This is a genomic window from Kitasatospora sp. NPDC001664 (assembly GCF_053596675.1).
In genome coordinates, this window is record NZ_JBSFGS010000003.1 from 442,125 (window position 1) to 467,786 (window position 25,662).

Sequence of the window (25,662 nt, forward strand, 5' to 3'; positions counted from 1 at the left end):
CCGAACGGGCTCGTTCCGCTCGCACCCTAGGCAGCCACCGCCCCCGGAATCCCCGCAGGCGGGGCCCCGACCCGCCGGAGCCCCACCGATCGGCCCAGCCGGGCCGGTGCTCAGGCGAGCTCGTAGACCACGGTCACCGGGGCGTGGTCGGACCAGCGCTCGGGGTGGGTGGCGGCGCGCTCGACCACGGCGGAGGTGGCGCCGGCGGCGAGGCCCGGGGTGGCCATCTGGTAGTCGATGCGCCAGCCGGAGTCGTTGTCGAAGGCGCGGCCGCGGTAGGACCACCAGGTGTAGGGGCCAGGCTGGTCGGGGTGGAGGGTGCGGACGACGTCCACGTAGCCGGCCTCGGTGAGGACGCGGGTGAGCCAGGCGCGCTCCTCGGGGAGGAAGCCGGCGCTCTTCTGGTTGGCCTTCCAGTTCTTGAGGTCGATCTCCTGGTGGGCGATGTTCCAGTCGCCGCAGACCACGACCTCGCGGCCCTCGGCCTCGGCGCGCTTGCGCAGGTCGGTGAGGTGGACGAGGAACTCCGCCATGAAGCGTTCCTTCTCGTCCTGCCGTTCGGTGCCGACTTCGCCGGAGGGGAGGTAGAGGCTGGCCACCGTGACGCCGGGGAGGTCGATTTCGGCATACCTGCCCGAATTGTCGAATTCGGCCGAGCCGAAGCCGATCGCGGTACGGGTCGGCTCCTGCCGCGAGAGGACGGCCACGCCGGCCCGGCCCTTGGCCGCGGCGGGGGCCCAGACCGCGTGCCAGCCGTCCAACTCGCGCAGCTCGACCGGGAGTTGGCCGTGCTCGGAGCGGACCTCCTGGAAGCAGATCACATCCGCCCGGGTGGCGGTGAGCCACTCCAGCAGGCCCTTCTTGGCGGCGGCCCGAATGCCGTTCACGTTCGCGGTAGTCACAACAAGAGTCACCGGGGAAGGGTATCCGGCCGGTCGGGTGGCCGGTGGAAGGCGGTGCGGTGACGGCTGCGCGTCGTGAACGCGATGTGAAGTCTTGTCCGGCGAAGGTCAAGGAAGCGCATTGGTCTTGACCATCTCGGCGGGCAAGCCCTACTGTCACTTACTGCAAAGACCTTTAATAAAGAAGGACGGATAAAGCCCGCCCCTCCCACCTGCCAGAACGTCGGGCGCGGGGCAGGCCCGGCGACCTTCAGGGCGGAGGACACGGTGGGGCAGAACCAGCTCGCGGCAGTACCGGAGCCGAAGTACTGGCACCTGCGCACGGTCCTGGTGCGCACCATCGACGCGGAGTTCTCCACCGGTCAGGTGCTGCCCAACGAGCGGGAGCTCGCCGCCCGCTTCGGCGTGGCCCGGGCCACCCTGCGCCAGGCGCTCGACCAGCTGGAGCTGGAGGGCCGGCTGGTCCGCCGCCGTGGCATCGGCACCCTGATCGCCGCCCCGCGGGTCGGTGTCCCGGTCAGCCGCCGCGAGGAGGGCTGGCCCGGGGTGAGCCGCAGTCAGGCCTGGCGCGAGGTCGGCTGCGAGAGCGCCCCCGCCACGCCGCAGCTCGCCCTGTCGCTCGGGGTCGAGCCCGGGAGCCTGGTGCACACCGTCCGCCGGATCCGTCTGGTCCAGGGCCAGGCCATGGCCACCGAGTCCCTGCACGTGCCGGACGCCGCACTGCGCGCGCTGCCCCGGGTGGTCGGCGGTGCCGCCCAGTCCGAGGCGGATCCGGCGCGGCTGGTGCTCCGTCAGCTGGAGCGCCTGGTGATCGACGGCGAGTCCCGCGCGGTCGAGCTCGGCGTGGCCGAGGCCGAGGAGGCCGGACTGCTGCAGCGCCCGCCGGGCACCCCGGTCCTGGTGGTCACCACCCAGTACGCCGCGGCCGGCCGCCTCGCCGCCCTCTCGGTCGCCACCTACCGGGCCGACACCTGCAAGCTCACCTTCGGCGAGACCGGCCTGGTCGAGGTCACCCCGGTCGAGAACAAGCAGCCGGTCGGCGCGGCCGCCGCTTCCTGACGGCCCTTCCGACCGCCCTTGTGACCGCCCCTTCTGACCGCCCGGAGGGCGGTCAGGGGCGCGGGGAACTGCGCGGGACGGAAGAGCGAGACCCGTGTGCCGGGTACGGACAGCCACGTGCAAGTGGAGCTCCGTACCCGGCACATGGGTCTCTGCCTTCCGAATTCGCGCAGTTCCCCGCGCCCCTGACGCCCCCTGCGGGGCCGGCGGCGGGTCAGCGCGGGGAGTCGACCGCGAAGAGCTGGTCCTCGACGTGGTCGAGGGCGACGCGGAGGGCGCCCATGGCGACGACCTCGGTGCCGAGGGCGGCCAGGGCGACGTCGGGGGCGCGGAGGCAGTAGAGGGCGAGCTGTTGGCGCAGGGGTTCCAACACGTCGTCAAGACCGGCCGCCCAGCCGCCGACCACCACGATCTCGGGGTCGAGGGCGAGGACCAGGGCCGCGACGTCGTGGACCAGGCGGCGCAGGAAGCGGTCCATCGCGACGAGGGCGACCTCGTCGCCCTCGCGGGCCAGCCGCAGCACCCGTGCCACCGCGGCCTCGTCCAGCGGGTCGAGCGGCTTGCCGGTGGTGGAGAGCAGGCGCTCCGGGGTGGCCTCCTGGCCGAGCAGGTGCAGTGCGCCGATCTCGCCGGCGGCGCCGCCGAAGCCGCGGTGCAGCCGCCCGTCGATCAGTGAGCCCGCGCCCGGGCTGAGGCCGGCCATCACGAAGACCAGGTCGCCCTTGCCGACCGCCGCGCCCTGCCAGTGCTCGGCGATGGCGGCCAGGTTGGCGTCGTTCTCGATCATCACCGGGCAGCGGAACGAGCGCCGCAGCCGGGCGCCGAGGTCCAGCCCGGTCCAACCGGGCATCGCGGTGCCGAGCTTGACGTTCCCTTCGCGGTCCACGATGCCGGGGGAGCCGACCGCGACCGCCCAGAGGCTGTCCCGGGAGACCCCGGCCTTGCGGAGCACCTCGGCCACGGTGGCCCGGACCAGGGTGAGCCGCTCCTCGGGTTCGAGGGTCTCGACGGCCGGCTTGGCGTGGCTGCCCAGCACGGTGCCGGTCAGGTCGGCCAGGATGACCCGGATGTCGTGGACGCCGATCTCGATGCCCAGGATGTGCCCGGCCTCCGCGCGGAAGCGGAACCAACGGGCGGGGCGGCCGCGCTGACGGCCCGTGTCCTGGGACTGCTCGACCTCGGCGACCAGCCCGGCCTCGATCAGCCCCTCGATCACGCCCTCCACCGTCGGCCGCGACAGTCCGGTGTCCCCGACCAGCTGGGTCAGGGTGACGGCCTGTCCGTCGCGCAGCGCCCGCAGGGTGACCGCGGCGTTGATCCGACGCAGCAGCGAGGAGTCCCCTCCGGTGAGCCGATCCGCCAAGTCGCTGCCCTTCCGCCGTCTCACGCGCGACTGCACCGGCACGCGTGAAGGAGTACGCGGGCGACACTGTCCGGGCCCCCACGGGTGGGCCCACCGGGCAGCGCGACACGGGGTACGGCGCCGGAGGGCGTGAGCCGGATGCTACTCGGAGCGACCTCGGCCCGCGAGCGTTTCCGCAGCTCATCACCGGTTCGGTATCGAAACGGTACGTAGGCCCCGTCGCCCGGCGGGGTCGGCCGGGCCCGAACGGCGGGCGCCGGAACGCGGCGGTGCGCGACGGTGCGCGGTCGCGGCCGCGCACGGACGTGACCGCGCACGGACGTGACCGCGCACGGACGTGACGGGGCAGCGACGGGGGAGTGGTGGCGGGGCGTCAGCCGCCGAGGCGCCAGACCGTGGTGGTCTTCACCCGGCTGTCCTCGAGGTCGGCCGCCGTCGGCACCTGGTAGACCGCCACCTCGGTGAAGGCCCCGCGCGGCAGGTAGGCCCGCCCGGGGTCGCCGACCAGCACCAGCGCGCCGCGCTCCTGAGCCCGGGTCAGGAACGGCAGCACCCGCTCGGCCATCGCCCGCTCGTAGAACACGTCCCCGGCCAGCACCACCTCGGCCGGTCCGCCGTCCCCGCCGAGCAGGTCCGCCAGGACGGCGTCGAGCCGCACCCCGTTGGCCTCGGCGTTGAGCGCGATCGCGGCCACCGCGTACGCGTCGATCTCGGCCGCCGTCACCTCCGCCGCGCCGCGCAGCGCGGCCGCGACCGCGACCAGCCCTGAACCGGCCGCCAGGTCCAGCACCCGACGGCCCGCCACCACCTCCGGGTGGTCCAGCACGTAGCGGGCCACGGCCTGGCCGCCGGCCCACGCGAAACCCCAGAACGGCGGCGGCAGGTCGGCCTGGCCCTTGCTCTCCTCGGTGTGCTCCCAGAGCGAGATGGCCGAGGCGGCCTGGTGCAGCCGCACCTCCGGCACGAACGGCACCGGCGCCAGCTCGGTCTGCTCCCGCACGAACCCCCGCAGGGCCTGCTCGTCCACCGTGGCCACACCCATGCTCCGCGCCTTCCTCTCACCGGTGCCCGGATCCTACGCCGGGGCCGCCACCTCGCCGACCGGCCGCAGCAGGGCCCGGGGCGGTCGGGGGTGACCCAGACCCTACGGCATCTGACGGCCCGTCACGTGCGCGTCACGTGTCCGTCGTACAGCCGCAGCACGGCGGCAGCACGGAGGCAGCGCGGCTGCCGCGCGCACGAGGCGCACCGGGACCGCAAGGGACCGTCCCACCAGCTGGAATTCGCTCGTCCGGGTGGGTCGGCGCTGCTAGACATGCCCGTCATGAGCGACCTACGACTGCGCCCCGCCGACCCCGACGAGATCCCCGCCCTGCTGGCCTTCTGGGCCAGGGCCGCGGAGGGCACCAGCATCACCGACGACCCCGAGGGGGTCGGACGCCTGATCGCCCGTGACCCGGAGGCGCTGATCGTCGCCGAACGGGACGGCGCGGTGGTCGGCACCGTGATCGCCGGCTACGACGGCTGGCGGTGTCACCTCTACCGGCTCGCGGTCGACCCGGAGCAGCGGCGGCAGGGCATCGCCGCCGCACTCCTGGCCGCGGTGGAGGAGCGGTTCGCCGCACTCGGCGGCCGGCGGGCCGACGCGATGGTGCTCGACCACAACGAGCTCGGGCAGCACGCCTGGCGGGCGGCCGGCTACGGTCCCGAGCCGGCCTGGACCCGCTGGGTGAAGCCGCTGGGCTGAGCGGCCCCCCGGATCTCCCCGCAGGTCGGTCACGGCGAGGGGGCGACGTCCGCTCCGCGCCGCTCGGGGTGCGGCGTCGTCGGACGGGGCGTCAGGGGTGCAGCGGCGCGGAGGCGTGGCGGACGTGCGCCCCTGGCGTGCGCTCGCACAGGCGGCGCAGCCCGACTGGTGGTAGTGGCCGGAGTACGTACGGTGAGATCAGGTACGAGTAGCCACACCCGCAGGAGTCCGGGACATGCGCATATCCACCCTCGCCGGGGCCGCCGCCCTGCTGGCCGTGAGCGCGCTGCCGCTCGCCGGCCCGGCCGCCGCCCGGACCGAGTCCGACCACAGCTCCACCGTCCCCGGTGGGACCCCGCCCCCGCTGACCACCCCGGCCCCGTCCGCCCCGGCCGCGCCGGCCGCACCCCTGCCGCACGGCCCGGTGCGGGCGGGCAGCGGGCCGGTGCCGGACGGCGGTGCCCCGGTCCTCGCGGTGGGCCTCGGCTCCGCCTCCGTGCTGGCTGCGGGCGGGGCCGTGGTGCTTAGGCGGCGTCAGAGCCGGTAGCGGTACCGGCCGAGACCGTCGCGTTAGGGCGGGTGGCGCGGTGTCGGACCGTCGTGCCACAGGAGCGGCGAGGGAGAAGGAGGGTCCCGGATGGCGACTGCCATGGGACGAGAGCGGCGGGAGGGCTGGCGCCGCCGGGCGCCGGGCGTGCTCGCGCTGGCCTCGGCGCTGTTGGCGCTGGGCGCCTGGGGCGTGGGGCTGGGCGCCTCGTCCGAGCTGCCGCCGGTTCCCGGGACGCCCGCCGCCGCGCCCGTCCCGGTCGTGGTGGTGCCGGCCGTACCGGCGCCGGTGCACGGGATGGCCCGGTCGGTGCCCCGGCGGCTGCGCATCCCCGAGCTGGACGTGGACGTCCCGCTGGTCGAGCTGACCCTCGGGACGGACGGGTCGCTCCAGCCGCCGGAGTCCGAGGAGACCGCGCTGGCCGGCTGGTACGCGGCCGGGACCAGCCCGGGCGAGACCGGCACCGCCGTGCTCGCCGGGCACGTCGACACCGTACGCGGCCCCGCCGCGCTGTACCGGCTGGCCACCCTGACGCCCGGTCAGGCCGTCCTGGTCGACCGGACGGACGGCGGCACGGCCCGCTTCGTGGTGGACGAGGTCGCCAACCACCCCCGCGAGGCCTTCCCCAGCGACCGGGTCTACGCCCCGGCCCCCAGGCCCGAGCTCCGGGTGATCACCTGCGGCGGCCGCTACGACCGGGCCCACGGCGGCTACCAGGACAACACCGTGGTCTACGCCCACCTGGAGCAGCGGCCGTGACGGCCGGTCAGCCGCCCGTCGGATCGGTGTAGTCGGCGGTCCGCCGCACCTCGCCGAAGCGCGGGAAGATCCGGCCGACGGCGAACTCGTGCTCGTCGGCCGCGAAGCCGGACATGGCGTCCGCGACGAACTCCACCTCGTAGCCGAGGTCACTCGCCGCCCGCGCCGTCGACTCCACCCCCATGGTGGTCACCAGGCCGCCCAACACCACCGTCCCGACGCCGAGTTCGCGCAGCCGCGCGTCCAGGCCGGTGCCCTGGAACGCGCCCACGGTCTGCTTCACCACGGTGACGTCCCCGGGCTGCACCAGGCCCTCGGCGAAGCCGCTGCCGGGCGGCTGCTCGGCCACCCCGGGGCGGTCCACCCGCACCAGCACCACCGGCCGCCCCTGTACGCGGAACGCCTCCGCGAGGCGGCGGCAGCGGGCCAGCACCTGCTCGCCCTCGTACGGGGCGAGCGGGAGCGCGACGATCCGGGGCATCAGGTCGATCAGGACCAGGGCGGTGTTCACGGGCCGAGCATAGGGGCCGCGCGGCGTTCGGCCCCGGCGGGGCAGGGGAAAACCCGTCGATCCGCCGGCCGGTCCGGCCTACGCTCCTGTCCATGTCCCACGCGAAGACCAGCTACGTCTGCCTGCCCTGCCGGGCCTCGTACAAGCAGCCGTACGAGGGTGCCCACGAGCGCCGCTGCCCGCGCTGCGCCGAGCCGCTGATCCACGTCGGCTCGGCCTTCGCCGCCCCCCGCCGCCGCGACACCGCCGCCTGGCGGGTCCTCTCGGTGCTGCTGCACGCGGGCGTCCGCTTCCACAAGTCCTGCTGCGGCGGCCCCGGTTACCGCCCCCGCACCGTCCCCGAGGTCCGGGAGCGGTTGATCCACGTCCGCCGCACCGGCCGCCCGGCGGCGGAGGCGCTGGTGCGGTACGGGCTCTGACGCGGACCGGCCGTGCCACGCCCTCAGGGAGGGGGTGGCACGGCCGGTCCGTCTCACACGGTGCTCAGCACTGGGGCCGCTTGCCGTGGTTGGCGCCGTGCTTGCGGCGGGCCTTCTTCTTGCGGCGTCGCTTGGAAGACATCGCGTCTGCTCCTCTCGGTGCGGTCTGCCGGTCCTCCGTTCAACCTCGCACGGGCGGGAGAGGTCGGCGAGGCGGCGCCGCTGTGCGGGTGACGGGGCGTGAGCGGAGGGGGACCGGCCGGTTCCGGCCGTCCGGTGACGGTCACGCGGGGGAGAAGGGTGGATGGTGTGGCGCAGGTGTACGGGTGGCGGGTGCGCAGGGACGGGTGGGGCGGGGAGCGGCGGATGGGGCGGGCCGCAGAAAGGCCGACAAGCGACCGGCCGGCGCATGCCAGAGGTCTAGGCCAACAGGGGCTCCGCTCCTAGGGTGTGACGCACCGTCAGCCGGGCCCGGGTGTCGACGGAGACCGTCCGCCACCACCACCCAGGGGGTACCCGCATGTCGCTACGCCTGTTCTCGCGCGTGGTCAGATCCGCGCTGCTCGCCGTGAGCGTGCTCGCCGCGCTCCTCGCCGCCACCCTGCCCACCGCCTCCCCGGCCGCGGCCGCCGTACCGGACCGTTACGGCTTCGCCTTCCTGGACAACGCGACCCCGCCGCCCGCCTACGTCCCGGACACCACCCGCCAGTGGGGCAGCTGGCCGTCGCCGGGCGCCAACCCGGTCAAGGTCGACCAGGTGGGTGTCGGCCAGTACGTCGTGCACTTCCCGCTGATCGCGGGCCCGGGCGGGATCGCCCACGCCACCGCCGTCGGTCGCACCGGCAGCTGGTGCCAGGTCAAGGGCTGGGGCCCGGTCGGGACCGGACTCGACGTGACGGTCCTGTGCTACAAGCCCGGCGGCATCCCGGTGAACTCGCTGTTCACCGCGCTCTACACCACCAGCAGCGGGGTCCCCGCCCCGGCGGGCGGCGGCTACGGCTACACCTACTCCGCCCCCACCGGCGCGGTGATCACCCAGTACAACTCCTCCGGCGGGGCCAACACCGTCAGCCACGGCTCCACCGGCATCTGGAAGGCCTGGCTGCCCGGCCTCGGCGCCGCCACCCCGCTCGGCAACTTCCAGGTGACGGCGGTGGACGGCGTGCAGGGCGCCCGCTGCAAGGTGGCCGACTGGTACCCGGCCGCCAGCGGCCAGACCGCGATCGTCGCCTGTTTCGACGCGGCCAACAACCCGTACGACACCCGCTGGACGCTCAGCTACTCGGTCAAGCGCGCCGTGCACGGCCCGGCCTTCCCGCCCAAGTACTTCGGCCACCTCTGGTACAACGGCGGCGTCCCGGCCGCGACCAGCTTCAACTCGGTCGGCGCGGTCAACTCCCTCGCCGGGTCGGTCCCGTACTCGGTGACCATGCCCGGGGTGGCGCAGGCCCCGGACACCTCGCACACCACCGCCTTCGGTCCCGGCCCGGACTACTGCGGCGAGGCCATGCCCTGGAACCGCAGCGGCAGCACCCTGACGCTCTACCCGATCTGCTTCAACGGCAGCGGCAGCCCGGTGACCGGGCGGTTCTTCACCGCCTACACCTCGGCGTTCTGACCCGCCGTCGGTAGACCCGGCCCGGGCGCTCAGGGGGTGTGGAAGAGCACCTCCGGGGCGTCCGGGCGCGGGCCGTCGAGCACCGGCTGCGGGCGGCCCTTGAGGTGGAGGTCGAGGAAGGCGCCGACGTAGCGCCTGGTCAGCTCCACCGAGCGGGCACCGGAGAGCGGGTAGTCCGGGTCGGGCAGGCCCAGCTGGTCACCGAGGGCCGGGTAGTCGCTGAAGGTGAAGTGGCCCGAGCCGGTGAAGGTGATCCAGCGCTTCCAGCCGCCGAACCGGCTCCAGTTGGCGTCCCAGCTCGGTTCGTGGCCCGGCGTTGTCTCGGCCGCGCCCAGCAGCAGGAACGGCCGGTCGTCGCTCGCGGGCGGGGTCATCAGCGAGCCGTCCATGTCGACCCCGGCCTTCACCCGCGGGTCGGCCGCCATGGTGGAGGCGGCCGAGGCGCCGCCTATCGAGTGGCCGGCCATCGCGATCCGCTCGCGGTCGATCATCCCGGCGTAGCGCCAGGCGGGGTGACGGCCGGTCAGTCGGTCGAGCAGGAAGGAGACGTCCTTCGCCCGGCCGTCGGTCACCTTGTCGTAGCCGACGGTCTCGGCCTGCTCGCAGGCCAGGCACTCCGGCAGCCGACCGCCCGGGAAGGCGGTGCCGACGCTCTCGTACGCGTGGTCCACCAGGGCGACCAGGTAGCCGCGCGAGGTGAGGTCCTCGGCCAGCGAGCTCAGGGTGGCCCGGTGGACGCCGAATCCGGGGGAGAGCACCACCAGCGGGTACGTCCCGCTCAGCGGCCGGGCATCCGTGCGCCCCGCCGTCCTGGTGGCGGCCACCACGGCCGGGTCGACGACGTCCTGGAGCTCGCGCGAGGCGAGCAGCCGCCGCGCCTCCTCCACCCGCAGGTACGGCGCCGGACGCCCGGTGCCCTGGCGGGCGGGGTAGTACATCGTCACCATCAGCTCGCGCGGGCCGGCCTTCGCCCACTGGTCCACCCGGCTGCGGTCCACCAGGTGCAGCACCTCCTCGCCGACCCCCAACGGGCCGGTGGGGTGCGGTAGTTCGAGCTGGGTCCGCACAGGCGTGGTGGCCGTTGCGGACGGGCCGGGCGCGGCCGAGGCGGTGGCGGCCAACGGCAGCGGGAGCAGCAGGGCGAGGGTCAGGGTGGCGGCGGCGGTGAGGCGTGGGTTCATGCCTTCGAACCTATGCGGCCATCCCTGACGGAACGTCAACTCGGCGGAGGAAGGGGGTCATCCGCTCGGATGACCCCCCGGCTCCACCCACGGTCTGACGGTGGGTGCCCGGGCTCATCGCCGGGGGGCGACCGCGGTCAGAGGAAGTTGTTGGGCCAGATCATGGTCCGCCACATGTGGGCCACCGGTGAGCCGTCGAAGCCGAGGCCTTCGCGCGGTTGCCGGAAGCACCGGCCCAGGGTGTCCTCGAACTCGCTGATGTCGATCTCCTCGGCCGGGTCGAAGTCGAAGGTGTAGACGTCGTTGAGCGTGATGAGGCGGGCCGTCATGTACCAGCGGTGGGCGCGCACGTCCCGGTAGGCGCGGTGCACGTGCCCGGGCGGGCGGTAGTCGGGGCCGAAGAAGGCGTTGTAGGCGTCCGGGTAGTCGTAGCCCACGGCGGGGTCGGGGAAGAAGCGGAGGATCTCGTGCTGGCGGATCGCCCAGGCGATCTCCTCGCTGACGTAGGGGGCGACCAACTGGGCGCCCCAGTGGCCGTGGTGACTGCGCAGCAGACCGCCGACGGCGATGTCGTGCAGCAGGCAGGCGGTGACGACCGTGTCGCCCAGGTCCAGGTCGCGGGCGCGGCGGGCGCTGTGGATCAGGTGCAGGGCGGTGAAGCGGTCCTGTGCGAGCCGCAGGCGGAAGAAGTCGGCGAGCGTGGGCCGGTCGGGCATCACGGGCAGCGCCGGGTTGTCGCCCATCATGAAGACGCGGTCCTCGCCGAGCTTCGCGATCCACTGGCCGCCGTCCAGGTGCTGGTCGGTTCCCAGGGTGGCGATGGCCGGGAGGGTGGTCATCCGTTCCAGGCCCTCCTGGCCCGAGGGCCGGGGTCGGAGGAGGAGTGAGGACCGCGGCGCGGTCCGCTCCCGCGCGGGGCGCGGCAGGACGAGGCGGGAGGGGGCGGGGGAGGGGAGGGCGAGCGGCGTGGGGAGGGCGTGCGACTGCGGTTCGGCCGTGCCGACCCCGGCCTGGTCGCAGAGCCGGCCGATCCGGGTGGCCGCCTCGGGGGAGACCGGTCCGGTCAGGGCGGCCCCGAGGTCCCCGGTCAGGGCCAGGACCGCGGCCTCGGCCTCGCAGGCCCACAGGTCATGGGAGTTGAGCAGCCCGGTGCCCGGTCCGTAGCGGTAGTCCCCGCGCCGGTGGAGCGGTCCCGGCGCGGGGGCACCGGTGCCGATCGGCCACAGCAACCGGGCGCCGCGCTTGTGCCACTGCTCGCGGTCGACCCGGCTGGGCTGGCTGTCGTCGATGAGGACGTGCCCGGTCAGGTCCTCGCCCAGTACGAGCTCGTCCAGGTCCAGCCTTTCGGTGACGGCGCTGACGGTCACCCGGCAGGTCCGCAGGACCTCTCCCACGTCGGCCGTGACGCGCGTGCGGGCCTCGCCGCCCGCCGCCCGGACCACCCGGTCGACCCGGCCCAGCCGGGTGGGCCGGTCGCAGGCGAGGAAGGCCGTGTCGGGTAAGGCGGCGAGCAGGGTGGTGAGGACGGAGCCGCCGATCGAGCTGGCCGCTCCGATCACGCCGATCCGCAGCGGACCGCCGCCGACGGCGACGGAGTCCAGGACGTCGAGCGTCAGGGACCGGATCAGGTGGACGGTGCCGCCGTGGCCGGTCGTGACGGCCGGAACGTTCCTGCCCGGCACGGCCGCGCCGACCCCGCGGGGGACCGCGTCGCGCCCGAAGCGGGTCAGCGCCGGGAGGGTGGCGCCGAGGCCCACCACGTGGGTGCCGAATCGTTTCCGTGCTAAGTCGACTGTGTCGCGGACGATGCCCGAGATCCGCTCCGCTGACGCCTCGGGGGTCAGGTCCGTGACCAGGTCCGCGGTGACCGGGGCCTGCAGCACGACCCCGCGGTGTCCGGCGTGTGCTCCGTAGTCGGCCAGCACCAGGGGCGGCAGGGCCGCCAGGAGGTGCTGGCCCCAGCTCGGGGTGACGCCGTACCGGGCGTCGAGCAGTGGCAGCAGGTGGTGGATCTCGGGGCCCCGGGTGGGGTCGTGACGGCTGATCAGGCTGGGCACCACGAAGGCCCGGTCGGCCGGCAGGTCGGGCGTGATCCGGCCCTCGTACAGACCGAAGGCCCGCTCGACGGTGGCGAGGCTGAGGGCCGCGGCGTCCGCCGGATCGGCGAGGTCCGGCCGGGCACCGGCCTGCCGGACCATCGCGTCGAGGAGCCGGAGCGCGTGCTCGCGGTCGGGCACGGTCCGCGGCGGACTCGTGGAGTGGAGTGCGGGAAGCATGACGATGACAACCCCCTGGGGCCCAACGGCCCGCGTGTGACGGATTCCTGGCAGAAGGGGGCATGCCGCGGTCGCGGCGGAGTGCCGCTGCGGTGATGGATTCGGATCCGGGTCTTCCCCTGCCCCCGAAGAAGATCAACGACGCTGTCGATCATGAGTCACGGTCGGGGGCGAGGAGATCGCGCCGGTGTCAGTTGATCGTCCAGCGGTGCAGGGCGCCGTCGACCAGGGAGGCCAACTCGCCTGCGGGGCGGTGGTGGTGGGAGGGGTGGAAGCCGGGGACGGTGGCGAGGCGGGCGCCGTCGGTGGGGTCCCAGACGGTGAGGCCTTCGGGGGTGGCGGCGTACAGGAGGCCGCCGACCGCGAAGAAGGGGCCGTCGGGGCCCGCGAAGGCGGTGAGGCGGAGGGGGGTGTTGAGGGCACCGGCGAGGTCGTCGACGTGGAGGACCAGTGCACCGGGGCGGAGCCAGGCGCTGTCGTCGCCGAGGCCGCCGAGGGCGAGGCGCTCGCCGTCGAGCCAGACCATCGGACGGTTCCAGAGGTAGTCGGGTTGGAGGGGGTCGCGCCGGCTGGGGCCGTCCTCGCTCTCGTAGGGGTTCGCGGTCAGCCAGTGGTGCAGGCTCCAGAGGGACGGGGCGCCGACGGGCTGCCAGATCCAGCCGTCGTCGGCGATCCGGCGGCCGTCGGGGCTGATGCGGAGGGCGCCGTGGAAGTAGTCGAGGGCGCGGTCCTCGTCGAGCTCACGGTCCGTCAGGAGGGTGCCGTCGGCGGGGTCGGAGACGTCGAGGCGGTTCCAGTCGGTGCGGTGGACCAGCAGGGTGCGGCCCTGGTGCTCGGTGAAGGCGAGGGAGAACGGGACGGTGTAGGTCCTGTAGGTGCCGCCGGACAGGGACATGGTGACGGCGCCGGTGGTGAGGTCGAGGACCTGGCCGAGGGACTCCTCGTCCACGTGATCCTGCACCACGGCGGCGTACCGGCCGTCGGCGCCGGCGTGCAGGCGGAGCGCGGGGACCATGTCGCCCCAGGTCCGTGCGTCCGGCGGCAGGGCGACCGTGGTGCGGGCGAGCTCCTGCCAGTGTTCGTCCCCGGGGTGCCAGCGGACGAGGGTGCCGTCGGCGAGCAGGAGCAGCCAGCCGCCGGCCGCGCCGCCGGGAGCCAGGTCGGTGACCGGGCCGAGCGCGGCGGGCAGCGGCGAGCGCACCACGGTCGGGTCGGTCGGGCGCGGGCGTTCCACCGGGCCCGGGTGACCGCGGGTGCCGAGCAGGCCGCGGGTGGCGGCGTCGGCGCAGGGGGCGCAGAACGGAGTCACCCGGACCATCGGGCCGACGTCGGTCGGCGGGACGCAGTCCTGGCAGACCCGGGCCTGGTCGGTGCCGTCGCCGGTGAAGTGCACGTACTGGTAGAGCGGTTCGGTCGTGGCGAGCAGGTGCTCGCAGACCGGGACCGGTGCCGACGTCAGGTGATGGCCGCAGGCGGGCGCGGCGGTGGTCCCCCGTGGATCGTTCACGGGGGCGAGTACAACACGGCCTCAGGCGTGATCGGCAGCGAATTTCCCGGCGTCCCAGAGGCCGCCGAGTGCGGGTGCGAGGGCGGACTCGGCGAGGGCGGAGAAGGAGGGCGCGTCCGGGGCGCCGTGCGGGAGGGCGCCGAGCAGCGGGGCGCCGGCGGCGGTGGGGAGGTCGGCGAGGTTGCAGCGCATGGCGAGGTCGGGGGCGGCGGGCCAGCTGCCGATGACCACGCCTAGGGTGGCCAGGCCACGGGCGCGCAGCGCCTCGGCGGTGAGGGTGGTGGTGTTGAGGGTGCCCAGGCCGGCGGTGGCGACCAGCAGGACCTGGACCTCCAGGCCGAGCGCCGCGGTGGCCAGTGCCATGTCGGCGAGGGTCTCCCCGGCCGGGTTGTAGCGGACCAGCAGGCCGCCCGCGCCCTCGACCAGGACCAGGTCGTGGTCGGCGGCCAGCGAAGCGGCCTCGGCGGCGGCCTCGGCGGCCGTCAGCGCCGGCAGACCGGAGCGCCGGGCGGCGGTCTCGGGGGCCAAGGGCTCGGGATAGCGGGCGAGTTCGCGCAGGGTCACGTGCGGGCCGGCCAGCCGGCCGACCTCCTCGGCGTCCCCCGGTTCGCCGGGGAGGACGCCGGTCTGACCGGGCTTCAGCACCGCCACCGAGGGGGCGAGCGCGGCCACGGCCGCGGTGACGGCGGTCTTGCCGACCTCGGTGCCGGTGCCGGTGACGAACAGGACGGTGCCGGGGCGGCGGGTCTGACGGGTGTTCACAGGAGCCTCAACGAAGAAGGAGTCAGCCGGCGGCAGCGGCGGCGGTCACGGCGGCCGTGATCCGCGCCAGGTCGGCGTCGGAGGTGACGTACGGCGGCATGGTGTAGACGAGGTCGCGGAACGGCCGCAGCCAGACGCCCTCGCGGACGGCGGCCTCGGTGGCCGCCCGCATGTCGACGGGGTGGTCGAGCTGGACGACGCCGATCGCGCCGAGCACCCGGACGTCCTTGACGCCCGGGACGGCGGTGGCCTCGGCGAGTCCGTCCCGCAGGCCGGTTCCGATCCGCTTGACCTCGGTGCGCCAGTCCTGGGAGAGCAGCAGCTCGATCGAGGCGTTGGCGACGGCGGCGGCCAGCGGGTTGCCCATGAAGGTCGGGCCGTGGGCGAGCACGGGGACCTCGCCCCGGCTGATCCCGTCGGCGATCCGGGAGGTGCACAGGGTGGCGGCCATCGAGAGGTAACCGCCCGTCAGGGCCTTGCCGAGGCAGAGCACGTCGGGGGAGACGCCCGCGTGGTCGGCGGCGAAGAGCTCGCCGGTGCGGCCGAAGCCGGTGGCGATCTCGTCGAAGACCAGCAGCACGTCGTGGCGGTCGCAGACCTCGCGCAGCACCCGCAGGTACTCCGGGGAGTGGAAGCGCATGCCGCCCGCGCCTTGCACCACCGGCTCGACGATCACCGCGGCGAGCGTGTCGGCGTGCTCGGCGACCGCCTGCTCCAGCTGGTCCGCGTACGCCTGCTCGAACTCCACCGGCGGCTCGGGGACGAAGACCTGACCCGGCAGCACCCCGCCCCAGAGGCTGTGCATCCCGCCCTCGGGGTCGCAGACCGACATGGGGTGGAAGGTGTCGCCGTGGTACCCGCCGCGCCAGGTCAGCAGACGCTGCTTGGCGGGGCGGCCGATCGAGCGCCAGTACTGCAGGCACATCTTCATCGCGACCTCGACCGCGACCGAGCCCGAGTCCGAGAGGAACACGTGCCGCAGCGGCTCCGGGGTGATCTCCACCAGCCGGGAGGCCAGCCCGACGGCCGGCTCGTGGGTGAGCCCGCCGAACATCACGTGGCTCATCCGGCCGAGCTGGTCGGTCACCGCGGCGTCCAGCACCGGGTGCCGGTAGCCGTGGACGGCCGCCCACCAGGAGGACATGCCGTCGATCAGCTCGTGGTGCCCGGCCACCGGCTCCGCCATCCGGAGCCGGACACCGGAGGCGGACTCCACCACGTAGGGGGTGGAGGTGCCGGGCATCGGGCCGTACGGGTGCCAGACGTGGGCGCGGTCGAGGTCGAGGAGGTTGTGCATGGGGGAGCGTCAGTTCCTAGGCGTTGGGCGCCAGTTCGGTGCCGGCGCCGCGGCGGCGGACCCGGACCAGGTCGGGCTGGGGCTCGTCGTTCGGGGTGCTCTGGGCGGGCACGGGGGCGGCGTGACCGCCGCACGGGCCGCAGCCACCGCCGGTGCCACAGCCGTGGGCGTCCTCCGAGGCCTCGGAGTCGGTCGAGCAGACCGAGCCGCAGCCGCCGCCGGCCGCGGCCTCGGAGCGGTGCCGCGGCAGGGTGGCCTCGCCCGCGCCCTCCACCACGAAGCCCGCGTCGGCGATCATGTCGAGGTCGGCCTGGCCGGCCTGGCCCTCGCTGGTGAGGTAGTCGCCGAGGAAGATGGAGTTGGCGATGTGCAGGCCGAGCGGCTGCATCGAGCGCAGGTGCACCTCGCGGCCGCCGGCGATCCGGACCTCGACGTCGGGGCAGACGAAGCGGACCATGGCGAGGATGCGCAGGCAGCGCTGCGGGGTGAGGTTCCACTCCTTGGCCAGCGGGGTGCCCTCGAAGGGGATCAGGAAGTTGACCGGCACCGAGTCGGAGCCGATCTCGCGCAGCGCGTAGACCACGTCGACCAGGTCCTCGTCGCTCTCGCCCATGCCGGCGATCAGGCCGGAGCAGGCGGAGAGGCCGGCGCCGTGCGCCTTCTGGACGGTGTCCACCCGGTCCGCGTAGGTGTGGGTGGTGGTGATGTCCCCGTAGGTGGCCTCGGAGGTGTTGAGGTTGTGGTTGTAGGCGTCGGCCCCGGCCGCCTTCAGCCGCTCGGCCTGGTTGTCGGAGAGGAGGCCCAGGCAGGCGCAGACCTCGACGGCCTCGTTGGAGTCCTTGATGGCGGCGATGGTGTCGGCGACCCGGTCGATGTCGCGGTCCGTCGGGCCGCGGCCGCTGGCGACCAGGCAGACCCGCTTGGCACCGCCGGCCAGACCGGCGGCGGCCGCCTCGGCCGCCTGCTCGGGCTTGAGCCAGGTGTACTTGAGGATCTCCGCCTTGGAGCCGAGCCGCTGGGAGCAGTAGTTGCAGTCCTCGGGGCAGAGGCCGCTCTTGAGGTTCACCAGGTAGTTGAGCTTGACCCGCCGGCCGAACCACTGACGGCGCACCCGCCCGGCGGCCGCGACCACGTCCAGCAACTCGTCGTCGGTGGTGGCGAGTACGGCCAGTGCCTCCTCCCGGGTGGGGAGTTCCCGGCGCAGGCCCTTGGCGGTGAGGGTGTCGAGCAGATCCATGGCCTTGATCCTGCCCGGGCGACGTCGCCCCGCGCCAGAGGGAACCCACCAAGAACAGGGCCTCGGAGGTGTGCGAGTTGTCACAGTTCCGCCATCCGGCGATCATCGGGCGATCCGCTCCGCGCCACCGGGCGGCCGGGCGCGGCGTGGCGGGCGACCCGGGTGCGGACGTGGTCGGATCATCCGCTTAGAATCTGCGCCATGACCACGCAGGGGGAGCGCCAGAGCCGCCGGGTCCGGGGCCGCCGCCGCCGGATCATCGCCCTGTGCACCGTCGGCGGTGTGGCCGTCGCCGTGGGCGTGGTGGTGGCCGAGTCGGGCGACTGGCTCCCGGGCGCCGGACGGACCACCAAGGAGGGCCTCAGCGCGGTGCCGGCCGACGCCGGTCCGCCGACCCAGCCGCTGACGGAGGAGCAGTTCTTCACCGTCGAGCGCTACTTCCCCGTCGGCCGGGCGGTCGACAACGGCGGCTTCAAGGCCCGCCGCACGGCGGCCCGCCAGGGCCAGGCCTGCGCCGAGGTGCTGGCCGACAAGGGCCGGGACGTGCTCAAGGACACCAACTGCCTCTCCTACGTCTCGGTCAGCTACACCCAGGACGGCAACCAGGTGCTGAGCAGCGTGACGGTGCTGCGCTTCCCCGACGAGGGGTCGGCGCAGCAGGCCGAGAAGGCGCTGGTCCCCAACGCCGAGGCGATCGCCTTCGTGCCGCCGGACCCGGGCGTCCTGCCGACGCCGTCCGGCTCACCGGCCCCCCTGCCGGGCGCTCAGCAGCAGACCAGCGTCCAGGTGGACGCGGTCGGTCACTACCTGACCGTCACCTCCTCGCGCTTCGCCGACCCGGCCTCCACCGCGGCGCCCGCCGCCCTGGACGAGGCCACCCGGGCCGTGGGGTACACGGCCCGGGCGCCCTTCATCTGGCTCTGACCCGGCCCTGAGGCCGCGTCACGGGCTTCAGGGGTAGCTGACCAGGTTGGCGACGTTGGTGGCGGAGTTGGACGGGCCGCCGGTGGAGTTCACCACGTGGGCGATGGTGCCGGTGCCGCCGAGCGAGACGGTCACCATGTCGTGGAAGCGCACCCCGCTCCGGTTCGGCGCCTCGATCGCGTGCTCGGCCACCACCCCCGGGTTGACGTTGAAGTAGCAGTAGCTGCCCAGGCCCCAGGCCTCGTGCGAGGTCACCGAGTCGGCCACCTTGTAGGCGGCGTAGCCGCGGGTCGCGCCGTTCTGCCAGGCGGCCTGGTTCGGCGGGTCGTAGGGCATCTCGTTCTGGAAGAAGTAGGTGCGGCCGCCGTTGCCGTTCCAGACCACCTGGTGCTGCTGGTAGTGCTCGACGAAGAGGCCGTAGAAGGTGACGGCGGTGCCGTTGACGGTCAGTCCGGTGGCGGCGGTGTTGGCCGTCCAGCCGACGCCGCTGCCGTGGTCGGCGCGCCAGATCCAGGTGTGGTCGCCGATCACGTCGGAGCTGTTCACCACCAGGCTCTGGGTGGCCCGGCCGACGCCCGCGCCGCCGATCCGGAAGAACACGTCGTGCAGGGAGGCCGGGTTCGCGGTGTGCCGGGCGGTGGAGCCGGCCGGGCCGAGCTGGAGCAGCACGGGGGAGTTCACCGGGCCGGCGTCGAAGAGCACTCCGGCGATCTTCACCCCGTCCACGTCGGCGACGGTCATCGCGGCGATGCCGTTGTCCGGGATCAGGGTGGCCAGGCCGAGGCCGAGCACCACGGTGTCGGGCCGGTTCACGTTCAGGGTCTGGTCGAGGTGGTAGACGCCGGGGGTGAAGAGCAGGTTCTTCCCCTGGCCGAGGGCGGCGTTGACCTGGGCCGCGGTGGCACCGGGCCTGACCACGAAGAACTGGTCGATCGGCAGTGAGCTGCCCGCCTGGCTGCCCGAACTCCACGACGTGCCGACCGAGTTGGTGCGCAGCGACGGGACGAAGACCCGGTAGGCCCCGGCCGCGTCCACGTACAGGAAGGGCTTCTCCCGGACCACCGGGGTCTGCGCCACGGTGGTGTAGGGCGGGCTGGGGAAGGTGTTGGCCGGGGCGTTGACGTCGCCGACGAAGACCATGTTCCAGTTGGAGCCCGTCCAGCTGCCCCACTGGGAGTTGCGGGAGAGCCACTGCTGCTGGGAGCCGGAGCGGACCTGGCCGTCGACCAGGCTGTCGGCCAGCAGGCCGCCGCTGGACCAGCCGCCGTCGTCCAGCTGGAGGTTGCCGCGCACGTGCATCCGGCGGTAGGGGGCGGCCTGCGAGACCGCCCAGCGGTCGGTGCCGGAGGGCGGGTTGACGGAGAGGCCCTCGGCGGAGCGCCAGAAGTTCTGGGTGGCGTTGCCCTGGAACCAGTCGGCCTCGGCGTGCACCCCGCCGTTGATGGTGACGGCGTCGGGAGTGAGGCCGAGGCCGGCCACCTGGGTGTAGAAGCCGACGTTGGCGTCGACGTTGTACGTCCCGGGCTTGAAGAGCAGGGCCTGGCGCTGGGTGCCGAACTGGTTGGTCTCCTGCTGCTGGAAGACCGCGTTCAGCTTGGCCTGCACGGTGGCGGCGGGCATCGAGGGGTCGAACACGGCGACGTTCGGGCCGAGGTCCGGATTGCCGGGGTTGCCCGGGTCGCCGCCGGCGCCGAAGGAGAAGGACTGCGCGGCGGTGCCGTTGCAGGTGTACTGCTGGAGCACCACCGCATCGGCGGTGGAGGCGGACGGTACGTCCAGGCACTTGCCGCTGTTGCGGTTGACGAAGTGGTACGAGCCGCCGCCCTCGTCCACCGGCAGCCACTGCTGGTTGGTGCCGCCGCCCCAGGTCCAGAGCTGGACCTTGGCGCCGTCGGCGGCGGACACGCCGGTGACGTCCCAGACCTTGGTGGAGTCGTTCGCGTTGGCGATCCGGACGTGGCCGCCGTCGGTGGGCAGCAGCTGCCACTGCTGGGCGGTGGTGGCGTTGCAGGAGTACTGCTGGACGGCGGTGCCGTTGGCGGTGGCGGCCGCCGCGGCGTCCACGCAGCGGCCGCTGTTGCGGTTGACCACGGTGGTCCAGCCGGTGGGGGTGGCCGCCTCGGCGCCGGTGGGAGCCAGCACGGAGGCGGGCGCGAGCAGCGTGGCGGCGGTCAACAGCCTTATGCCGTAACGCCGTTGTCGTTGGTTCATGGAGGTGGGGGCTCCTGGGTCGATGGGCGGGATCAGCGGCCGGCGGTGAGGCCGAAGCCGTAGCGGAACAGCGGGTCGTAGGACGGGTCGCCGACGTTCAGCGGCTCCTGGGCCTCGCTGCGCGGCCAGCTGACCGGGAGCTTCCCGGAGAAGCGGCGCTCGCCGAACAGCACGTCGGCCACCCCGCCGCCCTCGCTTCCGGGCAGCCAGGACATCACGAAGGCGTCCATGGCCGGGAGTTGGCCGGTGACGATCTGCGGACGGCCCGCCACGTCCAGCACCACGCAGGTGGGTACGGCGGCGCAGACCTTGTCGACGTTCGCCCGGTCGGCCGGGGAGAGCTCCAGGGTGTGCCCGTTGTTGCCGACGTCGCCCATGCCCTCGGCGTACGGCGTCTCGCCGACCACCACGACGCCGACCTTCGCACCGCCGACGGGCGCCGAGGCGTCCGCGCTGTACACGGCGGAGGGGGCGTACTCCCGGATGCCCTCCAGGATGGTGGTGGCGGGGATGGTGTCGCCGGGGGCGCCCTGCCAGGTGACGGTCCAACCACCGGCCTGGTTACCGGGGTCGTCGGCGTTGACGCCCGCGACGTAGATGGCGTCGGTGCGCCTGAGCGGCAGCGCGCCGTGTTCGTTCTTCAGCAGGACCTGGGACTTGGCGACGGCCTCCCTGGCCACCGCCCGGTGCTCGGGCGAGCCGATGGCGGACTGGTACCGCCGGTCGGTGAACGGGTGCTCGAACAGGCCGAGTTCGAACTTGGCCCGGAGGATCCGGCGGACGGCGTCGTCGATCCGGGACGGCGCCACCCGGCCCTCGTTCACCTCGGTGAGCAGGGCCTGCTCGAACTTCTCGGCGCTGTACGGGACCATGAACATGTCCATCCCCGCGTTGACCGCGGTGCGCACCTGCGTCGGGTAGTCGCCCGGGAGCTGGTTGATCGCGTCCCAGTCGCTGATCAGGAATCCGTCGAAGCCGGTCTTCTGCTTGAGCACCTCGGTGAGCAGCTCGTGGTTGGCGCTCATCTTCACCGGGTTGCCCAGGCCGTCCTCGGTCCAGTCCACGCTGGAGTAGGAGGGCATGATCGAGCCGACCCGGTGCCGCTGCACCGCCGTGACGTACGGGGCGAGGTCGATCCGGCGGAAGCGCTCGCGGGAGGTGACGGTGACGCCCTGGTCCAGCTTGTAGCTGCCGGCCGAGGAGCCGTAGGCGGTGGAGCCGTCGCCGGCGTAGTGCTTCACGGTGGCCAGCACCCGGTCGGGGCGGTCGAGTTGGGAGCCGCGGGTGCCCTGGAAGCCGTCGATCTGGGTCTCCATCGAGCTCACCAGCTCGGGCGTCTCGCCGAAGCTCTCGTAGGTGCGGCCCCAGCGGTCGTCCCGGGCCACGCAGACGCACGGGGCGAAGACCCACTGCGGGCCGGTGGCGCGGGTCTCGATCGCGGTGATGTGAGCGGCCCTGCGGGCGAGTTCGGGGTCGCGGGTGGCGCCGAGCGCGATGTTGTGCGGGAAGACGGTGGCGCCCACCAGGTTCCCGTGGCCGTGCACCGAGTCCACGCCGTAGAGCAGGGGGATGCCCAAGCGGGTCTCCAGGGCGCGGCGTTGGTAGCCGTCCACCATGTCGGCCCAGGCGGCCGGGGTGTTGGAGGCGGGGGTGGAGCCGCCGCCGGAGAGCAGGGAGCCGAGGGCCAGGGTGGTGATCTTCGCCGGGTCGCCGTCGACGGCGTTGCGCTCGGCCTGGGTCATCTGGCCGATCTTCTCGGTCAGGGTCATCCGGGCCAGCAGGTCCTCGACCCGGCGTTCGACCGGTTTCCGGGAGTCCCGGTAGGCCGGGCCGGGGGTTGCCGAGGCGCTGACGGGGAGGGCGGATGCGGCGATGGTGGCGGCGGCGAGCAGGGCTCCGCCGAGCAGGGGGCGCCGGTGCATGCGGATGTCTCTCCAGTCCTGGGTGGGGTGCCGGAGGTGCGATGTCAGGAGCATGTAAGCAGAGTCCCGAAAGCGTTGGTAAGGGGTCGGGGCGCTCTTTTTTCAGGACTTGAACTTAACCGTGAAGTAATGCCTGGTCAGCTGACGGGCCGCCAGGGTGTGGCCACGACCCTCGATGAACTGTTGAAGAGTGTGTGCCGCGGGGCTACCCGCCGTCCGTGCGGCGGTGCTTGAATGTCCGCCACCAATCCCAGCCCCCACGACAGTTCGGGACGGCCCTGTGACTACGCGCGTAACGCCCTTGGCACGCTGGCTCCTTCGTCCACTGCGCACCGCTGCCCTGCTCTCGGTGCTCGCCTCCTTCGCGGTCTTCTTCGCCGGCGTCCAGCCGGCCCAGGCCGCCCCCGCCTGCGGCGTGCTCTCCTCCGGCGCGGCCACCCAGGCCGTCGCCGCCGTCAACGCCGCCTGCGGCCAGATCGGCACCCCCTACTCCTGGGGCGGCGGCCACGGCAGCCAGCCCGGCCCGAGCTACGGAATCTGCGACGCCTCCAACGGCGCGCCGAACGACTGCCACGTCCGGGGCCTCGACTGCTCCGGCCTCGTCCGCTACGCCTACTACCTGGCGGTCGGCGCCGACGTCATCAACGGCACCACCTACACCCAGTGGCCCTCCTCGCGGGCGGTGGCCCGCTACTACCGCTCCGACGGAACCGCCCCGCTGCTCCCCGGTGACCTGGTGTTCTTCGGCGGCTCGCCCTCCACCATCCACCACGTCGCGATGTACCTGGGCAACGGCTACATCGCGGAGGCCCCGTACTCCGGCGGCTACGTCCAGGTCGCCGCACTCTCCTCGCACGGTGACTACTACGGCGCGATCCGCCTCTACGGCCCCGGCGGCGGCAGCCCCAACCCGCCCACCACGCCGGGCCAGTACTGGGTCGACACCTTCGCCAACGCCCCGGTCTACGGCTCGCCGACCTCCACCACCCAGACCGGCACGCTGTACCAGGGCACCAACTACGTGTTCTGCAAGGCGTGGGGGCGTGAGGTGGCGTCGGGCTCCTCGTTCAACCACTGGTGGCTGAAGACGGATCCGGACGTGGGGCCGGGGGGCCAGTGGGTGTCGGCGTTCTACCTGTCGCGCTGGGGCAACGACGTGGCCAAGGACAACAACGGCACCGTCATCCCCGACTGCGCGGGCGGCGGAGCGCCGCCGGCCACCGGGAAGTACTGGGTGGACACCTTCTCGAACGCCTCGGTCTTCGCCTCGCCCAGCTCCACCAGTGCCACGGGCACGCTGTACCAGGGCACCAACTACGTGTTCTGCAAGGCGTGGGGGCGTGAGGTGGCGTCGGGCTCCTCGTTCAACCACTGGTGGCTGAAGACGGATCCGGACGTGGGGCCGGGGGGTCAGTGGGTGTCGGCGTTCTACCTGTCGCGCTGGGGCAACGACGTGGCCAAGGACAACAACGGCACCGTCATCCCGAACTGCTGACGGCAGGCGGGTGGGGCCCCGCCGCTCGGCGGGGCCCCACCAGTGGTCGGCCTACTTCTTCGGGAAGAGTTCCGCGATCAGCAGCTTGGCCAGCTCGTTGGCCGGCGCGGTGCCGTCGGGGGACTGGTTGAGGTTGGCCAGCACCACGACGGTGGCGCGGTGCTCCGGGTGGTAGCCCATGAAGCTGGTGTAGCCGGGGATCTGCCCGTCGTGGCCGAGGAAGCCGAAGAACTCGGCGATGCCGAGTCCGTAGCGCGGGGCACCCGGAAGGTCCGAGGTCGGCACGAACTGCAGCCGCTCGTGCTGGAGTTCGGGCGACAGCAGGGTGCCGGTGGCCAGCGCCGGGGCCCAGCGCTGCAGGTCGCCCAGGGTGGAGGCGGCCGCGCCGGCGGCCCAGGCCCAGGAGGCGTCGACCCGGGTGACGTCGTACGGGTTGCCCGCCGACCAGTCCGCCCAGGCGGCGTCCTTGCCCGTCAGGGTCGGGGCGGTGAGGCTCTCCACGTTGGTGATGAACTGGTAACCGCGGGCGTTCGGCTCCGGGATCCCGGCGCCGTTCTCCAGGCTGCTGCCCGGCATGCCGACCGGCTGGAAGATCCGCTGCCGGAACAGCTCGGCGAGCGGCTGGTGGGTGAGGTGCTCGGCGATCAGGCCGAGGATCACGGTGTTGGTGTTGGAGTAGTGGAAGCCCTGGCCGGGCGGGAAGTACACGTCGTGCGAGTAGGCCAGGTCGAGCAGCTCGTGCGGCGTCCAGACCGCCTCGGGCTCCTCGTCCAGGCGCTGGTTGAAGCCCGGGTCCTCGGAGTAGTTGTAGAGCCCGCTGGTCATGTTGAGCAGCTGACGGATCGTGATGCAGTCGCCGTTCGGCACCCCGGGGTGGTGGGCACTCACCGGGTCGTCCAGACCGAGCAGGCCCTCCTGGACCAGCTGGAGGATCACCGTGCCGGTGAAGGTCTTGGTGATGCTCCCGACCCGCAGGTGGTCGGCCGTCTCGATCGGCTTGCCGGTGGTCAGGTCCGAGGTGCCCAGCGCGGTGGTCCAGGTCCCGCGCTCCGGCGTGGTGACCGCCACCAGCGCCCCCGGGATCCGCAGCCGCTGCATCAGCGCGATCAGATCCTGCGTCAGCTGCTCGTTCGAGGGGGCGTCCTGGCCCGCCAGCCGCACCACGGGCACGGGCGCGGGCAGCGGCTTCGCCACGGCGGAGGTGGCCGCAGGGGCGGCCAGTGACCCGACCAGCGCGGCCGCCAGCAGCGCCGAACGCCACCTCCGTCCTCGTCGTCCGTCGGGCTTCGGTCTCGTCGTGGCCTCGATGTGCATGCGTGCTACCCGTTCGCCGCAGGGGTGGTCGTCCTCGTGCGGGGTCCATTCAGCCCCGGCCGGGGGCGGACCGGCGCACGTTGCGCCATCGGAGGGCGTGGCGGGAGCGCGGCGGAGGGCGTCAGTCCAGGCCCTCCAGGAGAGTTCTCAGCAGGGTGGCGAGCTGGTCGCGGTCGGCGGTGGGGAGGGGGGCGAGCAGGCGTTGTTCGGTGGCGAGGTGGTCGGGGAGGGTCTCGTCGACAAGGGTGAGGCCGGCCTCGGTGAGGGCGACCAGGACGACCCGGCCGTCGGTGGGGCTGGGGGTGCGGCGGATCAGGCCGCGCTCCTGGAGGCGGTCCAGGCGCTGGGTGACGGCGCCGGAGGTGACCATCATCGAGCGCATCAACTCGGCCGGGGTGAGCGGGTGTTCGGGCCCGTTGCGGCGCAGGGTGGCGAGCACGTCGAAGGAGGGCGTGTCCAGGCCGTGGGCGGCGAAGGTGCGCTTGAGCTCGCCCTCCACCCGGGCGGTGAGCTGCTTGAGGCGGCCGATCACCGCCATCGGCGAGACGTCGAGGTCGGGCCGCTGCGCGGCCCACTGCGCGAGTACCTGGTCCACGTGATCGGTCATGGGA

23 protein-coding genes are annotated in these 25,662 nt (G+C 73.5%); 8 read left to right on the forward strand and 15 right to left on the reverse strand.

Features of this window, described 5'->3' with window-relative positions; translation table 11 throughout:
• Positions 1 to 110: 110 nt before the first annotated feature.
• Positions 111 to 914: an exodeoxyribonuclease III gene (locus ACWCYY_RS06775; RefSeq protein WP_345282806.1), complete on the reverse strand. Its 804-nt coding sequence runs from the start codon at positions 912 to 914 to the stop codon at positions 111 to 113.
• Between the two features lie 255 nt (positions 915 to 1,169).
• On the opposite strand from ACWCYY_RS06775, the gene ACWCYY_RS06780 reads away from it, so the two are divergent.
• Positions 1,170 to 1,961: a GntR family transcriptional regulator gene (locus ACWCYY_RS06780; RefSeq protein WP_345282804.1), complete on the forward strand. Its 792-nt coding sequence runs from the start codon at positions 1,170 to 1,172 to the stop codon at positions 1,959 to 1,961.
• A gap of 214 nt (positions 1,962 to 2,175) precedes the next feature.
• On the opposite strand, the gene ACWCYY_RS06785 is transcribed toward ACWCYY_RS06780, so the two are convergent.
• Both ACWCYY_RS06785 and ACWCYY_RS06790 read right to left on the reverse strand, forming a co-directional pair.
• The gene (locus ACWCYY_RS06785) at positions 2,176 to 3,324 is read right to left on the reverse strand and encodes an ROK family protein (RefSeq protein ID WP_345282802.1); all 1,149 of its coding nucleotides are present in this window, start codon (positions 3,322 to 3,324) and stop codon (positions 2,176 to 2,178) included.
• Between the two features lie 373 nt (positions 3,325 to 3,697).
• The gene (locus ACWCYY_RS06790; RefSeq protein ID WP_345282800.1) at positions 3,698 to 4,366 is read right to left on the reverse strand and encodes a class I SAM-dependent methyltransferase; all 669 of its coding nucleotides are present in this window, start codon (positions 4,364 to 4,366) and stop codon (positions 3,698 to 3,700) included.
• Between the two features lie 273 nt (positions 4,367 to 4,639).
• On the opposite strand from ACWCYY_RS06790, the gene ACWCYY_RS06795 reads away from it, so the two are divergent.
• The 3 genes from ACWCYY_RS06795 to ACWCYY_RS06805 all read left to right on the forward strand — a co-directional run bounded on the left by ACWCYY_RS06795 (position 4,640) and on the right by ACWCYY_RS06805 (position 6,377).
• Positions 4,640 to 5,071, forward strand: a complete 432-nt coding sequence (locus tag ACWCYY_RS06795) for a GNAT family N-acetyltransferase (RefSeq protein ID WP_345282798.1) — start codon at positions 4,640 to 4,642, stop codon at positions 5,069 to 5,071.
• A gap of 235 nt (positions 5,072 to 5,306) precedes the next feature.
• Positions 5,307 to 5,618: a hypothetical protein gene (locus ACWCYY_RS06800; protein WP_449795340.1), complete on the forward strand. Its 312-nt coding sequence runs from the start codon at positions 5,307 to 5,309 to the stop codon at positions 5,616 to 5,618.
• 90 nt (positions 5,619 to 5,708) lie between these two features.
• Positions 5,709 to 6,377 (forward strand): class F sortase, encoded by a 669-nt coding sequence (locus ACWCYY_RS06805; RefSeq protein WP_345289742.1) that lies wholly within the window; start codon positions 5,709 to 5,711, stop codon positions 6,375 to 6,377.
• A 7-nt stretch (positions 6,378 to 6,384) separates the two neighbouring features.
• Here the strand turns inward: ACWCYY_RS06805 and ACWCYY_RS06810 are convergent, their stop codons facing one another.
• Positions 6,385 to 6,888: an isochorismatase family protein gene (locus ACWCYY_RS06810; protein ID WP_449795341.1), complete on the reverse strand. Its 504-nt coding sequence runs from the start codon at positions 6,886 to 6,888 to the stop codon at positions 6,385 to 6,387.
• A 92-nt stretch (positions 6,889 to 6,980) separates the two neighbouring features.
• Here ACWCYY_RS06810 and ACWCYY_RS06815 point away from each other — a divergent pair, with 92 nt between their 5' ends.
• Positions 6,981 to 7,307, forward strand: coding sequence for a deoxyxylulose-5-phosphate synthase (locus tag ACWCYY_RS06815; protein ID WP_449795342.1), 327 nt, complete (start codon positions 6,981 to 6,983; stop codon positions 7,305 to 7,307).
• 64 nt (positions 7,308 to 7,371) lie between these two features.
• Here the strand turns inward: ACWCYY_RS06815 and ACWCYY_RS06820 are convergent, their stop codons facing one another.
• Positions 7,372 to 7,449 (reverse strand): 50S ribosomal protein bL37, encoded by a 78-nt coding sequence (locus ACWCYY_RS06820; protein WP_380149272.1) that lies wholly within the window; start codon positions 7,447 to 7,449, stop codon positions 7,372 to 7,374.
• Between the two features lie 378 nt (positions 7,450 to 7,827).
• Here ACWCYY_RS06820 and ACWCYY_RS06825 point away from each other — a divergent pair, with 378 nt between their 5' ends.
• Positions 7,828 to 8,925 (forward strand): hypothetical protein, encoded by a 1,098-nt coding sequence (locus tag ACWCYY_RS06825; RefSeq protein ID WP_380149135.1) that lies wholly within the window; start codon positions 7,828 to 7,830, stop codon positions 8,923 to 8,925.
• Positions 8,926 to 8,954: 29 nt separating this feature from the next.
• On the opposite strand, the gene ACWCYY_RS06830 is transcribed toward ACWCYY_RS06825, so the two are convergent.
• From ACWCYY_RS06830 to bioB, 6 genes are all read right to left on the reverse strand, one after another.
• Positions 8,955 to 10,106: an alpha/beta hydrolase family protein gene (locus tag ACWCYY_RS06830; RefSeq protein ID WP_449795343.1), complete on the reverse strand. Its 1,152-nt coding sequence runs from the start codon at positions 10,104 to 10,106 to the stop codon at positions 8,955 to 8,957.
• Positions 10,107 to 10,243: 137 nt separating this feature from the next.
• Entirely contained in the window at positions 10,244 to 12,382 is a 2,139-nt protein-coding gene (locus tag ACWCYY_RS06835; RefSeq protein WP_449795344.1) for a hypothetical protein, read from the reverse strand.
• Between the two features lie 190 nt (positions 12,383 to 12,572).
• Complete coding sequence (locus ACWCYY_RS06840; RefSeq protein WP_449795345.1) at positions 12,573 to 13,889, reverse strand: hypothetical protein; 1,317 nt, start codon at positions 13,887 to 13,889, stop codon at positions 12,573 to 12,575.
• A 21-nt stretch (positions 13,890 to 13,910) separates the two neighbouring features.
• A complete protein-coding gene (gene bioD, locus ACWCYY_RS06845) occupies positions 13,911 to 14,651 on the reverse strand; it encodes a dethiobiotin synthase (RefSeq protein ID WP_449795346.1) in 741 nt (246 codons plus the stop codon).
• A 22-nt stretch (positions 14,652 to 14,673) separates the two neighbouring features.
• Positions 14,674 to 15,948: an adenosylmethionine--8-amino-7-oxononanoate transaminase gene (locus tag ACWCYY_RS06850; protein WP_449795347.1), complete on the reverse strand. Its 1,275-nt coding sequence runs from the start codon at positions 15,946 to 15,948 to the stop codon at positions 14,674 to 14,676.
• 16 nt (positions 15,949 to 15,964) lie between these two features.
• A complete protein-coding gene (bioB, locus tag ACWCYY_RS06855) occupies positions 15,965 to 17,185 on the reverse strand; it encodes a biotin synthase BioB (protein WP_345289731.1) in 1,221 nt (406 codons plus the stop codon).
• 201 nt (positions 17,186 to 17,386) lie between these two features.
• Between bioB and ACWCYY_RS06860 the strand changes: the two genes are divergently transcribed.
• Positions 17,387 to 18,109 carry a hypothetical protein gene (locus tag ACWCYY_RS06860; RefSeq protein ID WP_345289729.1) on the forward strand — a complete coding sequence of 241 codons (723 nt, stop codon included), beginning with the start codon at positions 17,387 to 17,389 and terminating at the stop codon, positions 18,107 to 18,109.
• A 27-nt stretch (positions 18,110 to 18,136) separates the two neighbouring features.
• Here ACWCYY_RS06860 and ACWCYY_RS06865 read toward each other — a convergent pair whose 3' ends face one another.
• On the reverse strand, positions 18,137 to 20,320 hold the full coding sequence (locus ACWCYY_RS06865) for an RICIN domain-containing protein (RefSeq protein ID WP_345289728.1): 2,184 nt from the start codon (positions 20,318 to 20,320) through the stop codon (positions 18,137 to 18,139).
• 32 nt (positions 20,321 to 20,352) lie between these two features.
• Positions 20,353 to 22,242, reverse strand: a complete 1,890-nt coding sequence (locus ACWCYY_RS06870) for a glycoside hydrolase family 3 protein (protein WP_345289727.1) — start codon at positions 22,240 to 22,242, stop codon at positions 20,353 to 20,355.
• A 301-nt stretch (positions 22,243 to 22,543) separates the two neighbouring features.
• Between ACWCYY_RS06870 and ACWCYY_RS06875 the strand changes: the two genes are divergently transcribed.
• Entirely contained in the window at positions 22,544 to 23,737 is a 1,194-nt protein-coding gene (locus ACWCYY_RS06875; protein WP_449795348.1) for a C40 family peptidase, read from the forward strand.
• 51 nt (positions 23,738 to 23,788) lie between these two features.
• Here the strand turns inward: ACWCYY_RS06875 and ACWCYY_RS06880 are convergent, their stop codons facing one another.
• Positions 23,789 to 25,051 carry a serine hydrolase domain-containing protein gene (locus ACWCYY_RS06880; RefSeq protein WP_449795349.1) on the reverse strand — a complete coding sequence of 421 codons (1,263 nt, stop codon included), beginning with the start codon at positions 25,049 to 25,051 and terminating at the stop codon, positions 23,789 to 23,791.
• Between the two features lie 121 nt (positions 25,052 to 25,172).
• A complete protein-coding gene (locus tag ACWCYY_RS06885; RefSeq protein ID WP_345289723.1) occupies positions 25,173 to 25,658 on the reverse strand; it encodes a MarR family winged helix-turn-helix transcriptional regulator in 486 nt (161 codons plus the stop codon).
• Positions 25,659 to 25,662: the final 4 nt, after the last annotated feature.

What these genes read in the sequence shown, in the direction of transcription:
- ACWCYY_RS06790 (WP_345282800.1), bottom strand. Translation starts at nt 4,366, where the DNA reads ATGGGTGTGGCCACGGTGGACGAGCAGGCCCTGCGGGGGTTCGTGCGG.
- ACWCYY_RS06795 (WP_345282798.1), top strand. Translation starts at nt 4,640, where the DNA reads ATGCCCGTCATGAGCGACCTACGACTGCGCCCCGCCGACCCCGACGAG.
- ACWCYY_RS06800 (WP_449795340.1), top strand. Translation starts at nt 5,307, where the DNA reads ATGCGCATATCCACCCTCGCCGGGGCCGCCGCCCTGCTGGCCGTGAGC.
- ACWCYY_RS06805 (WP_345289742.1), top strand. Translation starts at nt 5,709, where the DNA reads ATGGCGACTGCCATGGGACGAGAGCGGCGGGAGGGCTGGCGCCGCCGG.
- ACWCYY_RS06815 (WP_449795342.1), top strand. Translation starts at nt 6,981, where the DNA reads ATGTCCCACGCGAAGACCAGCTACGTCTGCCTGCCCTGCCGGGCCTCG.
- ACWCYY_RS06820 (WP_380149272.1), bottom strand. Translation starts at nt 7,449, where the DNA reads ATGTCTTCCAAGCGACGCCGCAAGAAGAAGGCCCGCCGCAAGCACGGC.
- ACWCYY_RS06825 (WP_380149135.1), top strand. Translation starts at nt 7,828, where the DNA reads ATGTCGCTACGCCTGTTCTCGCGCGTGGTCAGATCCGCGCTGCTCGCC.
- ACWCYY_RS06830 (WP_449795343.1), bottom strand. Translation starts at nt 10,106, where the DNA reads ATGAACCCACGCCTCACCGCCGCCGCCACCCTGACCCTCGCCCTGCTG.
- ACWCYY_RS06835 (WP_449795344.1), bottom strand. Translation starts at nt 12,382, where the DNA reads ATGCTTCCCGCACTCCACTCCACGAGTCCGCCGCGGACCGTGCCCGAC.
- ACWCYY_RS06850 (WP_449795347.1), bottom strand. Translation starts at nt 15,948, where the DNA reads ATGCACAACCTCCTCGACCTCGACCGCGCCCACGTCTGGCACCCGTAC.
- bioB (WP_345289731.1), bottom strand. Translation starts at nt 17,185, where the DNA reads ATGGATCTGCTCGACACCCTCACCGCCAAGGGCCTGCGCCGGGAACTC.
- ACWCYY_RS06860 (WP_345289729.1), top strand. Translation starts at nt 17,387, where the DNA reads ATGACCACGCAGGGGGAGCGCCAGAGCCGCCGGGTCCGGGGCCGCCGC.
- ACWCYY_RS06865 (WP_345289728.1), bottom strand. Translation starts at nt 20,320, where the DNA reads ATGAACCAACGACAACGGCGTTACGGCATAAGGCTGTTGACCGCCGCC.
- ACWCYY_RS06870 (WP_345289727.1), bottom strand. Translation starts at nt 22,242, where the DNA reads ATGCACCGGCGCCCCCTGCTCGGCGGAGCCCTGCTCGCCGCCGCCACC.
- ACWCYY_RS06880 (WP_449795349.1), bottom strand. Translation starts at nt 25,051, where the DNA reads ATGCACATCGAGGCCACGACGAGACCGAAGCCCGACGGACGACGAGGA.
- ACWCYY_RS06885 (WP_345289723.1), bottom strand. Translation starts at nt 25,658, where the DNA reads ATGACCGATCACGTGGACCAGGTACTCGCGCAGTGGGCCGCGCAGCGG.